This window comes from Pseudomonas sp. GW821-FHT05H12 (assembly GCF_059419385.1).
Genome location: NZ_JBWKRS010000043.1, coordinates 13,372 through 28,051, shown reverse-complemented (window position 1 = coordinate 28,051; position 14,680 = coordinate 13,372). Strand labels below are relative to the sequence as shown.

The window sequence follows — 14,680 nt, the reverse complement described above, 5'->3', positions numbered from 1 at the left end:
CGGTGTTATTTCAAATAATGGAGTCGTTCATGCAACTTTTTAGTCTTCACGGCCAGGTAGCCTTCGTGACCGGCGCCGGCAGCGGGATTGGCCAGGCCATCGCGGTCGGGCTGGCCGAGGCTGGCGCCGATGTGGCCTGTTTTGACCTGCCAGGCAGCCCCGGCATCGCCAGCACCGTGGAACGCATCCAGGCCCTGGGCCGTCGCGCCCTGACCCTGAGCGGCACCGTCACCGAACGTGCTGCCCTCGACGCGGCGGTGGCGCGTACCGAAGCCGAACTCGGCGAACTCAGCGTGGCCGTCAACTGCGCTGGCATCGCCAATGCCCAGGCCGCCGAAGACTTGGAGCTGCAACGCTGGCAAACCACCCTGGACATCAACCTCACCGGGATTTTCCTCAGTTGCCAGGCCCAGGCTGCCGTAATGCTGCCCCGGGGCAAGGGCGCTATCGTCAACATCGCGTCCATGTCCGGCAGCATCGTCAACCGTGGCTTGCTGCAAGCCCATTACAACACGTCCAAGGCCGGGGTGATCCATCTGAGCAAAAGCCTGGCGATGGAATGGGCCGACAAGGGCCTGCGGGTCAATTGCATCAGCCCCGGCTACACCGCCACGCCGATGAACTCGCGCCCGGAAGTGGCCGACCAGGTGAAGATCTTTGAACAGACCACGCCCATGGGCCGCATGGCCAGCGTGGAAGAAATGGTCGGCCCGGCGATTTTCCTGGTCAGCCAGGCTTCGTCGTTCTGCACCGGCGTCGACCTGTTGGTCGATGGTGGTTTTGTCTGCTGGTAAACCTTTTTTTGGAGCCATTTGTCATGTCGCAACGCTTCAGCGGTAAAACTGTAGTCATCACCGGCGCTTGCCGTGGCATCGGCGCCGGCATTGCCGAACGCTTCGCCCAGGAAGGCGCCAACCTGGTGCTGGCCTCCAACGACCTGGAGCGCGTGACCTTCACCGCCGACCAGTTGGCCCAGGAATACAAGGTCGCCACCCTCGCCCTTGGCATCGACGTCACAGACGAAGAGGATATCGAAAAGCTCTACCGCGAAGGCCACGCGCGCTTTGGCAGCATCGACGTGTCGGTGCAGAACGCCGGCATCATCACCATTGATCACTACGACAAAATGCCCCGTGCCGACTTCGACAAGGTGCTGCACGTCAACACCACCGGCGTCTGGCTGGGCTGCCGGGAAGCAGCCAAGTACATGGTCAAGCAAGGCAGCGGGCGCTTGATCAACACCTCGTCCGGCCAGGGCCGCCAGGGGTTTATCTATACCCCGCACTACGCGGCGAGCAAGATGGGCGTCATCGGCATCACCCAAAGCCTGGCGCTGGAACTGGCGCGGCACAACATCACGGTCAACGCGTTTTGCCCCGGCATCATCGAAAGCGAAATGTGGGACTACAACGACCGCGTGTGGGGCGAGATCCTCAGCACCGATGAAAAACGCTACGGCAAGGGCGAACTGATGGCCGAATGGGTCAAGAACATCCCCCTGCGCCGCGCTGGCAAACCCTCGGATGTGGCGGGTCTGGTGGCGTTTCTGGCCTCCGACGATGCGGCCTACCTGACCGGCCAGGCGATCAATATCGATGGCGGCCTGATCATGTCGTAAGGGTTTGGTATCCTCACCGACATTGATTCATTTATTGAGGCTTTCATGAGCCAGATCGAAGAACAGCGCCTGATCACCAAGATCGCCAGCCTCTATTACGAAGAAGGGCTGAAGCAGTCCGAGATTTCCGAGCAACTGGACCTGTCCCAGTCCTTTATCAGCCGCGCCCTGCGCCGGGCGCTGCAGGAAGGCGTGGTGAAGATCAGCGTGATGCGCCTGCAAGGCCTGCATCTGGAACTGGAAACCCAGTTGCAACGCCGCTACGGCGTGCGCCGGGTGATCGTGGTGGAAGCCACCGAACCCGGCAACGATGAAAGCATCAAGCAGGCCATCGGTTCGGCGGCAGCGCATTACCTGGAAACCAGCCTGTCGCCCCAGGACCATATCGGCATTTCGTCGTGGAGCAGCACCATCCGCGCCATGGTCGGCCATTTGCACGCGCAACCGGGCAAGCAAGGCGCCCAGGAAGTGGTGCAATTGCTCGGCGGCGTGGGCCACAAAGGCGCCTTCGAAGCCACCCTGCTCACCCAGCGCCTGGCCACTTTGCTCAACTGCCCGGCATTCCTGCTGCCGTCCCAGAGCATCGAGCAGTCGGTGGAAAGCAAGCAGCGCATCGTGCAGATGGAAGAGGTCAAGGAAGTACTGCAGCGCTTTGACAGCATCACCCTGGCGATCGTCGGCATTGGCGACCTGGAACCCTCGCAACTGCTGCGCAACAGCGGCAACTACTACACCGAAGACATGCTGCGCCTGCTCGCCGAACGCGGCGCCGTGGGCGATATCTGCCTGCGTTACTTCGACGCCCAGGGCAAACCGGTACTGGAAGAAGACGAAGAATTCGTGGTGTCGGTGGCGTTGCCCAAACTGCGCTCGATCCAACGTGTGCTTGGCCTGGCGGGCGGGCTGAACAAGGTCCAGGCGATTCGCGGCGCCCTCAAGGGCGGCTACCTCGACATCCTGATCACCGACCTCGACACCGCCCAGGCCCTGAACCACTAACCCCTTTTCTGGAGACTGCCGCCCATGACGTCCAAGCTCGAACAACTCAAACAATTCACCACCGTGGTCTGCGACACCGGCGACCTGGAAGCCATCAGCCGCCTGCGCCCGGTGGACGCCACCACCAACCCGTCGCTGCTGCTCAAGGCCGCGGCCATCCCGGAATACGCTGAACTGCTGCGCAGCGCCGTCGCCCACTCCAAGGGCAATGTAGACCTGGCCTGCGATCACTTCGCGGTGTCGGTGGGGGCTGGCATCCTCAAGGTGATCCCGGGGCGTATCTCCACCGAAGTGGATGCACGCCTGTCCTTCGATGAAGACGCGCTGTGGGCCAAGGCCAACCAGTTGATCGCCCTGTACGACCAGGCCGGTATCGGCCGTGACCGTGTGCTGATCAAGCTGGCCTCCACCTGGGAAGGCATCCGCACCGCCGAGCGCCTGGAAAAAGCCGGTATCCAGACCAACCTCACCCTGCTCTTCTCCTTCGCCCAGGCCGTGGCCTGCGCCGACGCAGGGGTGTTCCTGATCTCGCCATTCGTGGGCCGCATCTACGACTGGTACCGCAAGAACACCGGCCTGGACTACACCGGCGCCGAAGACCCGGGCGTGCAGTCGGTGACGCGCATCTACAACTACTACAAGGCCAACAACATCCCGACCGTGGTCATGGGCGCCAGTTTCCGCACCCTCAGCCAGATCGAAGAACTGGCGGGGTGTGATCGTCTGACCATCAGCCCGGACCTGCTGCAAAAACTCGCCGAAGACAACGGCACGCTGGCACGCAAACTGGTGCCGGGTGCCACGGGCGAAGCGCGCCAGCAACTGACCGAAGCGCAGTTCCGTTGGGCGTCGAATGAAGATGCGATGGCCACCGAAAAGCTCGCCGAAGGCATTCGCCAATTCGCGCGAGACCAGGAAAAACTCGAGGCCGTACTGGCTGCGCTGTAACGCAGGTTTTATGCAGGAGCGCACAAGCACGCTCCTGCAAAAGCCGCCGCATTACTGCGGGCTGCGTTCGTCCAATGCACGCGCCGCCAACGCGCCCAGCACCCCGCCGACAATCGGTGCCAGCCAGAACAACCACAGTTGCGCAATGTACTCACCGCCGGCAAACAACGCCGGGCCGGTGCTGCGTGCAGGGTTGACCGAGGTATTGGTCACCGGGATCAGGATCAAGTGAATCAGGGTCAAGGCCAGGCCGATGGCAATCGGCGCGAAGGCGGCGGCCGGGCCCGGCGCGGTGACGCGCATGATGATCAGCACAAAGAAGAACGTGGCGATCACTTCAGCCACCAGCGCGGCCTTCATGTCGAACAGGCCTGGGCTCAACGCACCGTAGCCGTTGGCTGCAAAGCCGCCCATTTCGAAGTCTGGCTGGCCGTTGGCAATCACATACAGCGCCGCAGCCGCGGCAATCGCGCCGATGACTTGCGCCACGATATAGGGCAACACCTTAGCGCCACACACACGCTGCCCCACCCACAGGCCGACGGTCACCGCCGGGTTGAAATGCCCGCCGGAAATTCCTCCCACCGCATAGGCCATGGTCAACACGGTCAGACCAAATGCCAGGGCCACACCGGCAAAACCAATGCCCAACCCAGGGAATGCCGCCGCCAGAATGGCACTGCCACAGCCGCCGAACGTCAGCCAGAAAGTGCCCAGAAACTCTACAGTCAAACGCTTTTGCACACGCGACTCCATTGCTACTCAGGTGCCATCACACGGGATGTGTGCGGTCCTGGGCGACGGTAGCAATGCGCAACAAGATACTCCGTGAGACTTGTCTGGTTTTTACGGGGTCTTCTTTACCAGTCTTCGGTCAATACATGAAACACGTGGATCGCCAGATAGTGGCCTGTAGCCACTTTTCGAGATAGCATTGCCTCTTTAGGTCTTACAAGGAAGAAAGGCATATGCCGCATAAGTTGGAGTTCTCTGATTGGCATCCCTGGACAAACCGCAACGAACTGCCCGGTAAACAATTACCCGGCGTTTATTACATTGCTCGCAGCGAAAGCAAACCTGACTCACACACCGGGCATGAGTTAACTATCTACATCGGTGAGACCACCGGGCAGACGCTTGCCAAACGACTGCAGCAGTTCAATGTGTCTGCGTTCAACGAACGGCCAGGTCACTCAGGCGGCAACACCTTCAGACAGACCCTGAGGGAGACCACGCCGGTCGAACACCTGTGGGTGTCCGCCTGCCCGGTTGACATTGGAAGCCCTCAAACGAAGGCCTATATCAAGCACTTGGAACGCAAGCTGCTTTGGGAATACGTTCAAACCTGGAAACGTTATCCAGTGTGCAATCGCTCCTGATTGCCGAAACCGATTGAGGCGTCACGCCGCAGAAATCAGAGCGCTATCAAAACGGCCCCTTTGTCATCACCCGCTCATCAATAAACCGCCGCAACATGCCAATGCGCTGCGTGTAAGCGTTGCTCAGACAGCTCACCTGCGAACCACAGGCTTGACGCTGTTTGAGCCATTCGGCCTGCCCGTCCATCAACGAGCCGCGCCCGCCCATGGCCATGAAGTGCTTGTTCAGGTCGTAGAGCAACGCCATCGTCACATCCTGGTCATTCAGGCTGACGGTCTTGCAGATGGTGATTTCGTCAGGCGCCTTGGCCTTGGTGCAATCGAAACTGGCGGCGAAGCTCGAAGGGCTGACCAACAGTGCCGACACGCTGGCAAGCAGCGCAAGCACCAAAGGTTTGATCGTCATAAGGTCTCTCCTCACTGACGGGGTACACCCGTCCCGAACTTGCGAATCGCCAGGCAATACCCAATCAACGCCACTGCCGCCAGCAAGCCGCCCGCCGCGCCGATCCAGGCGAAGCCGAACTGGCTGCCAACCCAACTGCCCATCAGGGCGCCGCCGCCGATGCCGATGTTGTAGATGCCGGAGAACATAGCCATGGCCACGTCCGTGGCATCCGGCGCCAATACCAGCACCTTCGATTGCATAGCCAGGCCGAAGCCCATGATCGCCATGCCCCAGAACACACTCAGTGCCACTAGGTACGACTCGGCACCGCTCAGGGGTAACAGCAGCGCCAGGCAGGCGGCCAGGATGGAGACCGCGCCGACCACGAACAGGTGCGGGTTAAAGCGGTGTACCAGGCTGAACAGCAGCGAGCCGATAATGCCCGCGCCGCCGAAGACCAGCAGGATCAGGGTCACGGCGCCGCCACTCATGCCGGCCACGCCTTCGACGAAGGGTTCGATGTAGCTGTAGGCGGTGAACTGCGCGGTCACGGTCATGGCGGTGAGCACGTAGAGCGCCACCAGCGCCGGGCGCTTGAACAGCAATGGCAAACTGCGCAGGGAGCCGGAGTTCTGGCTGGGCAGCAACGGCAAGGTGCGCGCCAGCCAGAACACCAGGGCGGCCGCAAAGGCGCCGATCACCAGGAACGTGGTGCGCCAGCCCATGGCTTCGCCCAGCAGGCGGCCCAGGGGAATGCCCAGCACCATCGCCAGGGAGGTGCCGGTGGCCAGCAGACCGAGGGCTTGCACCTGCTTGCCTTCTGGCGCCAGGCGCACCGCCAGCGAGGCGGTGATCGACCAGAACAACGCATGGGACAAGGCAATGCCGACCCGGCTGAGCATCAGGATGCCGAAGCTGGTGGCAACACTGGACAGGACATGGCTGGCGATAAACAGGCCAAACAGCACGATCAGCAATTTGCGCCGCTCGACGTTGCGGGTCAGCAGCATCACCGGCAGCGAGGTCAGGGACACAATCCAGGCGTAGATGGTGAGCATCAGGCCGACGCTGGCGATGGGCATGTCGAAGCTGGCGCCAATGGCGCTGAGCAGCCCGACGGGGACGAATTCGGTGGTATTGAACACAAACGCGGCCAGCGCGAGGGCGATGACCGGTTGCCAGTTGGCTTGGGGGGTTGCGGCTGAAATGCTCATTGAAGGGCGCGGTACTCTGGCGATGATCAAGCGGCCGCCCAGGACAAGCGCCGCCGCCGAGCATTCTATAGGTTTGCGACCTGGTTGTTGACGCTCATCCCGCTCAAATTAACCTCAAGCGCCCTCAAGGCGAGGTCATGGTGACCACGTAGGCCCCCGATTGAATGGGCTTGCCCCGTGAATCCACCAGCACATACCGCTGGTCGTAATAGCGCCCCTCGCCGCTGTCCGTCACCAGCTTGACGTTGGCCGCAGCGTTGCCCAGCGCCTGGACGCTACGGGCTGGCCGCACGTCGAACTGGCTACCGCGTGACGCTTGCGGGCAGTTTTTCAACAGCATCGCGGCGCCGCCCGGTGCGTCCGGCACACAACCGGGCTCGACAATGCTCCCGTGAAACTGAATGACGCCCGAAGAGGCGGCCATGCAGCTTCCCGCCCACACCGCAAGAAAGCCGGTAACCAATGACAAACGCTTGAGGTTCATGCCGACGCTCCTTCTTGTGTAGTTAAGAAGGTAGTCGTCCACGACGGCTCGGACTTTAGGCCGTTTGTCGCTGGGGCACCGCGTAGATCAACGCCTGCCCCACCCGTGGGTGCTCCAGGCAATAGGCCGACAGGTCGAAACGCTCGCTCGCGCCCAGGCTGGCGTTCACCAGCACCAGGTCAAAGCCCATACCACCGTAATCGAGCAGCGTGAGCATTTCATCAAGGCTCGACACCGGCGCAATGGCGTAATAACCCTGGCGGTTGAAGTCCTGTTCCAGGCGCAGGCGCTGGTGGTGCTGCGGGTCGGCGATCATGATGCGCAAGGCTTTATTGATCATGGCTGGCTCCAGCGGCGCAGTTGCGCGTCGCCTTGCAGCAAGCGCAACAGGTCGGCGCCCTGCATCGGCCGCGCATGCCAGTAGCCCTGACCCTGGGTGCAGCCCAGTTCCAGCAGTTGCTGGTGTTGCTCGGCGGTTTCGATGCCTTCCACCACCACCGACATGTCGAGGGTCTTGCCCAGGGCCAGGGTGCTGCCGATCACCGCGCGGCAGCGTGGCTCATGGGCCAGGCCACGGACGAATTCGGCGTCGAGCTTGATCTCGTTGAACGGCAACTGGCACAGGCGCTGCAACGAGGAGAACCCGGCACCAAAGTCATCGATGGACAGGCGGCACCCCAGCATGCGCAGGCGCACCAGGTTTTCCAGGGACACGGCTGGCACTTCCAGCAGGCCGCTCTCGGTGAGTTCAAAGGTGATGCCTGCGCACGGCGCCTGGTAGGCACTGAGCAGGCCTTTGATGTGGGCGGTCAGGCCGGCATCGGCCAACTGCGCCGCGTGCAGGTTGAACGCCAGATCCAGGCTCAAACCCTGGCCCTTGGCCTGGCGTTGCAGGGCCAGGCCCTGGCGCATCAGGGCAAACAGCAGTTCGTCCATCAGGCCGGCTTTTTCCATCGCCGGCAGAAACACCGCGGGCGACTGCACCCCCTTGAACGGGTGGTTCCAGCGCGCCAACACTTCCACCCCGAGCACGGCACCGGTCTGCAGGTCGAACTTGGGCTGGTACCAGGCCTCCAGTTGCTGGTCGAGAATGGCCTGGCGTACCTGCGGCTCATCGGCGATGTCCAGCGGCGACTGCACCTCAGGAACCACCGGGCGCTGGCTCAACGCAAGTTCCAGCAACGGCTGCAGGGCTTCAGCCTGCAACGGCTTGCCAATATCCCCAAGCATGTTCACCCCCAGCAGCGCGCCCATCTGGCGCACCGCGCGGCGCACGTCCCAAGGCAGGCCACTACTGACGATGATCGCGCCCACCTGCCCGGTGGCACTGATGCGCTGGATAAACTCCAGGCCATCCATGCCATCCATTTGCAAGTCGCACACCACCACATCCACACTGCCGGCGCGGTGCAGCGCCACCAAGGCCTCGTCGCCATTGGCAGCTTCCAGCACTTCGCCACAGCCCAGTTGCTTCAACAAGCTGACGGCCACGGAACGTTGGAACAGATGGTCCTCAAGTACCAGGACCCGCAGCGGTAGAAATGACATGAAAAAGCCTCAGTAATAGTCAATGGTGAAGGTGGCGGTGGCATTCGCCGGACCGGCCGTGATGCGGTCTTCGGTCTGGATATAGCGGGCCTTGAGCGGTATGGAATAGCTGGCCCCTTCATCGGCACGCGGCGTGATACCACTGGCGCGCAAGGTGGCCAGTGGCAAGGGCGTGCCGTGGCTGTCGGCCACCTGCACCCCCACACCGGTAGCGGCCGGGCTGTCGCCGGGCGCGCTGGGGTTGACGTTCAGAATGCCCTGGGTGGGGTTGACCGCCGCCAGCGTCGGGTCGATGCGCACCCGCAGCACGTTGCTCTTGCGTGAATCCAGGTTGCCCACCACGCCGCTGCCGCCATCGCTGACCCAGGTCGGCCCACTGCTCTGGTAGTAGCCGTTGAACGCCGGGCAGTTGTTCAGGGCAATGGAGAAATCCTTCCAGGGCGTGAAGGTGTTGCGCCCGGAAAACTCACTGAGCTGATGGCTGCCCATGGGCACCGCGACGTCCGGCGTGGCGCAGGTGCGCGAGACGATATTGATGCTGCCGGAGAAGTTGAGGCGGATCATGTCCATCGTCATGTCGGTGATCAGGTTGCGACCCGGCGATGGGATATTGCTGCCATTGACGACGCCCGCAGACACAGGCCCGGTCTTGATGAAAAGCACCGTGAACGAGAGCGTCCCCGTGCCCAGCGAAATCACGCAGGTGACGGTCCAACCGGTGCAGTTCATCCAGTTCCAGTCATAGGGCAAGGCATCATTACCATGCGTCACTACGATGCCGATCCCGGGCACGCCACTTTCATAGATTTTCCCGGCATAGGGGCCCGAGGACCAACTGCTCAACGGCATCGGCGTGCGGGTGAAGAAATTGCGTTCAATCGCGTAGGTGCTGATGTCGTTGCACGTGGTTTTGATGACGCTGGCGGGCGCGAACGTCTGGCGATACACCTCAGCCCCCAGGGGCACATCACGACCCACCGTGATGTTCGTCCCCAACAACGGCATGGTGGCTGTCACACCCCGGTTTCCCAACGGATTGTCGTCCGAAAAGCGGCACACGGCGGCGAACGAAACCTGGCTGCCGAACACACTCAACACACACGCCAAAATGGCCAATACAGACTTCATATAACCTCCGAATCAGTTCGACCGCGCGGCACTGAGCCGCGACGTGTCCGTTGGTGAGGCACACACCACATCCAGCTGGCGCAGTTGCTGGCCGTCACTTTTGCCGGCGGGCAGCGGCAACGCACATTGCTGGCCGGCCTGGGTTCCCCAACTGATCAACAAACGCCGCGCATCCTCCTTGACCCGCGCATACAGCTGGCCACCCTGCCCCACCACGCCCACGGACACGCCCCGGTCATCGGTCACGCTGGCACCGAACGGCAGCGCACTGCCATCGGTGAGCGTCACGTTGAGCAACAGGGCTTCACCGGTGCTGGTGCCGTACTTGAGGGCCACCACCGCACCGGCGCGCGGGGCGACTTGCTGGCTGGTTTCGGTGAGTTCCACGTCCAGGGAAGAGCCGATCGGGTCGATCGCCACTTCGTTCAATTCATAGGGGCGCAGGTAAGGCACCACCGCATTGCCTCGGCCATCGAGCTTGAGGCCCGGGAAGCCGACCACCTTGGCGCCCTGGGCACCTGGCGCGCTGATCACGGCCATGGTTTCGCCGCGATACGGGGTAAACGTCACGCCTTCGGGGTGGGCGACCACGCTGCCGCTGGCATTCAGCGACAGGCTGTCGTAGCCCTGCCCACGACTGACCGTGCCACCGACAATCGCCTTGGGCCCGATGTATTGGCCGTTGACCGAGGTGCTGTTGGCACCGCTGGCACCTTCATGGCCACCGGTGAGGCTGTATTGATACTGACGATCCTCGCCGGCAGTGCCGCTGAGGGTCGCCTGCTCGCTGTAGCTGCCCTGGGTGTCACGCATGACCCGCGCCGACAGTTGCGGCTGGTGGGTGGACTTGCCGAACTCCAAAGGCATGCTCACGGTGAACAACAGGCTGGTGTCCATCTCGCCCAGGCCGACACGGCCGCGGTTGGCGCTGATGCCATAGCTGACCTGGCGCACTTGTTTGCTGTAGCTGAACTGGTATTGCACATCGCGGCCCGGCTGGTTCCAGTAATTCTGGGTGAAGCCGCTGAACGCCACCTGGCCCCACGGGCCGAGGCTCTGGTTGGCGGTGAGGGACACACGGCTGCGCGGGCGTCCGAACAGGCTGGTATCCAGGCCCGTACGCTCGGCATCCAGCAGTTGCATCGCATTGGTGAAATCCAGGTAGTCCTGGGTGGAGAAGCGCGTGGCCGCCACGGCGAAGTTGCTGCCGGTGCTGAGGATGTTCTTGCTGTAGCTCATGCGCACGCTCTGCCCTTTGGCCTGGCCGCTTTTAAGGTCGGTCTGGGCCTGGGTCACATCCACCGCCATGGCGCCAATCGGCGTGCCGAACGCCAGCCCGCCGAGCAGCGCGCGATAGGCATCGCTGCCCTGTACGCCGCCGTAGCCGGTGAAGATATTGCTCAGGCCCAGTTGGTAGGTGCCTTGCACCAGCTTGGCCTGGCGGTCGAGGTAGTTGCTGCGGGTTTCACCGGCGGTCACGCTGAAGCGCGAGGTGCCCGGGCGCAGCAGTTGGGCGGTGGCGGCGTAAGGCACGACGAAGCGTTGTTCGCTGCCATCGGCCTCGTACACGGTCACGTCCAGGTCGCCGCCGTATCCGGTGGCGTACAGGTCGTCGATCACGAAGGCGCCGGGCGCCACGGTGGTTTCGTAGAGCAGGTTGCCGGCCTGGCGCACCGTCACCCGTGCTCCGGTGCGGGCAATGCCACGGATCACCGGTGCGTAGCCGCGCTGGGACTCGGGCAGCATGCGGTCATCGGTGCCCAGTTGCACGCCGCGATAGGCCAGGGTGTCGAAGATCTCGCCGCTGGTATTGGCCTCGCCCACGGTCAGTTGGCTTTGCAGGCTTGTCACGTCGCGCTGGGCGTAGGTGTTGAGGGTCTGGTAGTCCTGGCCCGAGTCCTTCTGCCAATTGAGCGAGCCGTTGTGGCGCAGGCGCCAGTCGCCGAGGTTCAAGCCGGCATTCAGGCCCAGGTAGGCCGAGTCGTAGGTGCCAAAGTCGGTCTTGTTGTGGTTGGCGTTGAAGGTGTAGCTCAAGGTGCCGGCCGTGACGCCACGGTCCCACAGTTCAGGGCTGACATACCCACGGGCGTCCCGGCGCAAGGCCACCTGCGGAATGCTGATATCCAATTGCTGGTTGTCCGGCGAAAAGGTCGCGATGGCGCCTTCGATCAACTGGCCCAGCTCCAGGCACGTGGCGCCGCTCTCCAGGGCGGCGCTCGCGTGGGCCGACAGCTTGTGCATGTCCACGCCAATCAGCTGCAGCAGGCCGCTGTTGAAGCACACCACGGGGTGGCTGCCATCGGCATCGGCGTTGATACGGATGTCCTGACGGCTGACCAGGCTGCCGTTGACCGCCACATCCGCCCGATAGTTGCCCGGCAGCACCGGGTTGCTCTTCTGGTACGGGGTGAGGTCGAGGCTGCGGGAATCCTCGGGCAGGAAGGCGTCGTTGAACTGCACGTCTTCAGCCCACGCCGACGGTGCCAGGCACCCGACCAGCGCGGTGATGACACCCACTGCGAGCGGGTTGAGGGCAAAGCGCGGTTGCGCCTGCGGGCCGTGGCCCAGGCCTGGAATAGTCATGGTCAGTTACTCGTGCGCGATGGAGGTCAGGGCTTGAGCGGTTGTTGCATCGGCATCAGGGCGCCGTAGTCGTTGATGGCGTTGAACTCGACCTGGCCTGCGCCCGGCAAGGCCTTGAGGCCATTGACCGCAAACACGCGGGTCGCACCCGGGTCGACCATGCCGTTCTCACCTTCGAAGCGCTGGTTGCCGGTCGCGAGGGTCAGTTCCACCAGCGACACATGGAACGCGCTCGGGTTGTAGGCCTGCAGCGCATAGCCCTGGCCCTGCGGGATGACCTTCCATTGCAGCCCGGCGGGTGCATCGGTGGCACTGCCCGGCAGGCCATCGGGGCGGTAGAAAATCTTGATGCGCGAGCGAAACGCCATTTGCAGCACATTGAGGTCCACCGGGCCATCGGCCTTGGGCGGGATCTCCAGGATGTTGAGCCAGTACACCGACTCTTTATCGCTGACCAATGGCGCGCCGGTGAACATCAGGCGCAGGCTCTGGCCCTTGCTCGGGTCAATGCGCGACACCGGCGGCGACAGCACGAACGGTGCCTTGGAACTGGTGGGGCTGGCGTTGATATCACCGGTATCCACCCAGGCCTGGACCAGCGCGGGGTGCATCCCGTTGTTGTTCAATTTGACGGTGATTTCCTTCTGGCCCGCGGGGTAGACCAAACGGGTACCGGTGATCACCACACCGGCCATGGCCTGGGAGCAGACCAACGTGGCGAGGGCCACACATGCGCTACGGCGGAGCATTTTCAGGCAGGACATAACACACCTCATCAGCCGCACATCGGCGCGCCGCACAGGCCGCGCGCAGATGTGACTGGGGCTTACTGGTAGTCGACGTTGTACGTGATGGAGCTGACCACGGTGCCGGCGGTGGTGGTGCCGGTGGCGAAGTACTGCACGGCGTACGGCATGTTGGCCGCACCGCTGGCGTCGATGGTGTTGCGGGTGGTGCGGGTGAGCTGGTTAGTGTTACCGGCCTGGATCACCGCGCCGCCTTGGGCGTCAACCAGTTGCAGCTGCACATTGGTGGCGGTGCCGGTCATGTTGTTCAAGTTGCCAGTGACCGGGTCTACGGTGGCGCCCGAGTTGAAGAACGCAGCAGCCGTGGCGGCAGAACCGACGCAGTTGCTCAACTGGATGTTGAAACCCGTACGGCCTTCGGCCTGGCCGGCAGCGGTCAACAGGCTCGTGGAGATGGTTGGCAGGGTCACAGTGGCAACGGCCGGGCTGACAACGCCGTCAACGGCGATGGTGCAGGTCTGGTTGACCAGCTCACCGTTGAAATTGATGGTGCCATCGGCAGCATTGGCGAACTGGGCGCCGGTGGCGCAAACCAGGGCTGCGAGCGAGAGGGCTTTGATCTTCATGGTGCAACTCCAAGGGGAAAGTTTTAATCACTGTCGCCATGCACGGATGAGTTGCCAGGCGCCGGATACGCGCCTGAAATAAACAAAGCATCTGCTGTGTCGACGAGGTTTATCTTCCGCCTTGGAATTACCCAGCCCTGTAGTATCCATCCCCGCAACATGTAGGAAATTTCCCACACCAAAGATCTGTAGTGAGCGGGCTTGCCCCGCGCTGGGCGCGCAGCCGTCTCAAGCCAGTCGACGTGTTTTCAGGTAGAACGCGGTGCCTCTGGCGCGAGGCAAGCTCGCTCACTACAAGCGTGGTGGCCCTGTAGTGAGCGGGCTTGCCCCGCGCCGGGGGGCGCAGCCGCCCCAATTCAGTCGACGTGGTTTTTAAGGGAGTGGGCATTAGAGCCAGGCGGCGTCCCAAAGCGAATAGTCACCCACCCGTTCAACCAGGCCTGCGCGCAACGGGTTGGCCACGATGTAACGCGCCATGGTGCGAATGTCGTCCTCCACCCGCACAGCCCTGTCGTAATACCCGGGTTGCCACACGCGCTCTTGGCTATGGCGGCGTCTGTTGATGGTCAATGTGCTGCGTGACTTGATACGCCGTACCACGTCGGCCAGCGTTTGCTGCTTCAGTTCAAACAACCAGTGGATATGGTCGGGCATGATGACCCAGGCCAGGGAGTCGACCAGGCCTTGTTCATGGACCCGACGGAATTCGGCAACCAGCAGGCGGCCGAGAAACAGGTCGGTGAACAGGCGTTGGCGGTGGTGCACGACGGCAGTGATGAGGTAGCTGCGCCCGTGTTCCGAATAACGGCCACGACGCAGGCGATGGGTTTGAGGGGTGGGTAGCAAACCGCTGCTCCTGGGAACGTCCTTGAGAGCACTAACGCTAGCCCACCTCCCGCCTCCGCCCCGCGCCATCCAGTTACCGAACGTGTCTGTACCCCACACCACGGACACGGGCGTTGTAGTGAGCGGGCTTGCCCCGCACCGGGGGCGCCGCCGTCTCAAGCCGGACGCCGTGT

At 62.8% G+C, this 14,680-nt stretch carries 16 protein-coding genes; 5 read left to right on the top strand and 11 right to left on the bottom strand.

Annotated elements, in window-relative coordinates; all coding sequences use genetic code 11:
* Positions 1-29: 29 nt before the first annotated feature.
* The 4 genes from AC07SU_RS27170 to tal are packed head-to-tail and all read left to right on the top strand — an operon-like array spanning position 30 to position 3,565.
* Positions 30-794 (top strand): SDR family oxidoreductase, encoded by a 765-nt coding sequence (locus AC07SU_RS27170; RefSeq protein WP_494998798.1) that lies wholly within the window; start codon positions 30-32, stop codon positions 792-794.
* 23 nt (positions 795-817) lie between these two features.
* A complete protein-coding gene (locus tag AC07SU_RS27165) occupies positions 818-1,618 on the top strand; it encodes an SDR family oxidoreductase (RefSeq protein ID WP_494998797.1) in 801 nt (266 codons plus the stop codon).
* Positions 1,619-1,663: 45 nt separating this feature from the next.
* Positions 1,664-2,617 (top strand): sugar-binding transcriptional regulator, encoded by a 954-nt coding sequence (locus AC07SU_RS27160; protein ID WP_494998796.1) that lies wholly within the window; start codon positions 1,664-1,666, stop codon positions 2,615-2,617.
* 24 nt (positions 2,618-2,641) lie between these two features.
* Positions 2,642-3,565 carry a transaldolase gene (tal, locus tag AC07SU_RS27155; protein ID WP_176999001.1) on the top strand — a complete coding sequence of 308 codons (924 nt, stop codon included), beginning with the start codon at positions 2,642-2,644 and terminating at the stop codon, positions 3,563-3,565.
* A gap of 51 nt (positions 3,566-3,616) precedes the next feature.
* On the opposite strand, the gene aqpZ is transcribed toward tal, so the two are convergent.
* Positions 3,617-4,321, bottom strand: coding sequence for an aquaporin Z (gene aqpZ / locus AC07SU_RS27150; protein WP_494998795.1), 705 nt, complete (start codon positions 4,319-4,321; stop codon positions 3,617-3,619).
* A 212-nt stretch (positions 4,322-4,533) separates the two neighbouring features.
* Between aqpZ and AC07SU_RS27145 the strand changes: the two genes are divergently transcribed.
* Positions 4,534-4,944 carry a hypothetical protein gene (locus AC07SU_RS27145; protein WP_176998999.1) on the top strand — a complete coding sequence of 137 codons (411 nt, stop codon included), beginning with the start codon at positions 4,534-4,536 and terminating at the stop codon, positions 4,942-4,944.
* Positions 4,945-4,990: 46 nt separating this feature from the next.
* Here AC07SU_RS27145 and AC07SU_RS27140 read toward each other — a convergent pair whose 3' ends face one another.
* From AC07SU_RS27140 to AC07SU_RS27095, 10 genes are all read right to left on the bottom strand, one after another.
* Positions 4,991-5,350, bottom strand: coding sequence for a lysozyme inhibitor LprI family protein (locus AC07SU_RS27140; protein ID WP_494998794.1), 360 nt, complete (start codon positions 5,348-5,350; stop codon positions 4,991-4,993).
* Positions 5,351-5,361: 11 nt separating this feature from the next.
* The gene (locus tag AC07SU_RS27135) at positions 5,362-6,546 is read right to left on the bottom strand and encodes a sugar transporter (protein ID WP_176998997.1); all 1,185 of its coding nucleotides are present in this window, start codon (positions 6,544-6,546) and stop codon (positions 5,362-5,364) included.
* A 124-nt stretch (positions 6,547-6,670) separates the two neighbouring features.
* Positions 6,671-7,030, bottom strand: coding sequence for a type 1 fimbrial protein (locus AC07SU_RS27130; protein ID WP_494998793.1), 360 nt, complete (start codon positions 7,028-7,030; stop codon positions 6,671-6,673).
* Positions 7,031-7,085: 55 nt separating this feature from the next.
* On the bottom strand, positions 7,086-7,370 hold the full coding sequence (locus tag AC07SU_RS27125; protein WP_494998792.1) for a hypothetical protein: 285 nt from the start codon (positions 7,368-7,370) through the stop codon (positions 7,086-7,088).
* Entirely contained in the window at positions 7,367-8,578 is a 1,212-nt protein-coding gene (locus AC07SU_RS27120) for an EAL domain-containing response regulator (protein WP_176998994.1), read from the bottom strand. Before AC07SU_RS27120 ends, AC07SU_RS27125 begins: the two co-directional genes overlap by 4 nt.
* A gap of 9 nt (positions 8,579-8,587) precedes the next feature.
* Entirely contained in the window at positions 8,588-9,706 is a 1,119-nt protein-coding gene (locus AC07SU_RS27115; protein WP_176998993.1) for a fimbrial protein, read from the bottom strand.
* 12 nt (positions 9,707-9,718) lie between these two features.
* Positions 9,719-12,289, bottom strand: a complete 2,571-nt coding sequence (locus AC07SU_RS27110) for a fimbria/pilus outer membrane usher protein (protein ID WP_494998791.1) — start codon at positions 12,287-12,289, stop codon at positions 9,719-9,721.
* A 26-nt stretch (positions 12,290-12,315) separates the two neighbouring features.
* Complete coding sequence (locus AC07SU_RS27105) at positions 12,316-13,053, bottom strand: fimbria/pilus periplasmic chaperone (protein WP_494998790.1); 738 nt, start codon at positions 13,051-13,053, stop codon at positions 12,316-12,318.
* 62 nt (positions 13,054-13,115) lie between these two features.
* A complete protein-coding gene (locus AC07SU_RS27100) occupies positions 13,116-13,661 on the bottom strand; it encodes a fimbrial protein (protein WP_176998991.1) in 546 nt (181 codons plus the stop codon).
* Between the two features lie 387 nt (positions 13,662-14,048).
* A complete protein-coding gene (locus tag AC07SU_RS27095; protein ID WP_494998789.1) occupies positions 14,049-14,507 on the bottom strand; it encodes an REP-associated tyrosine transposase in 459 nt (152 codons plus the stop codon).
* Positions 14,508-14,680: the final 173 nt, after the last annotated feature.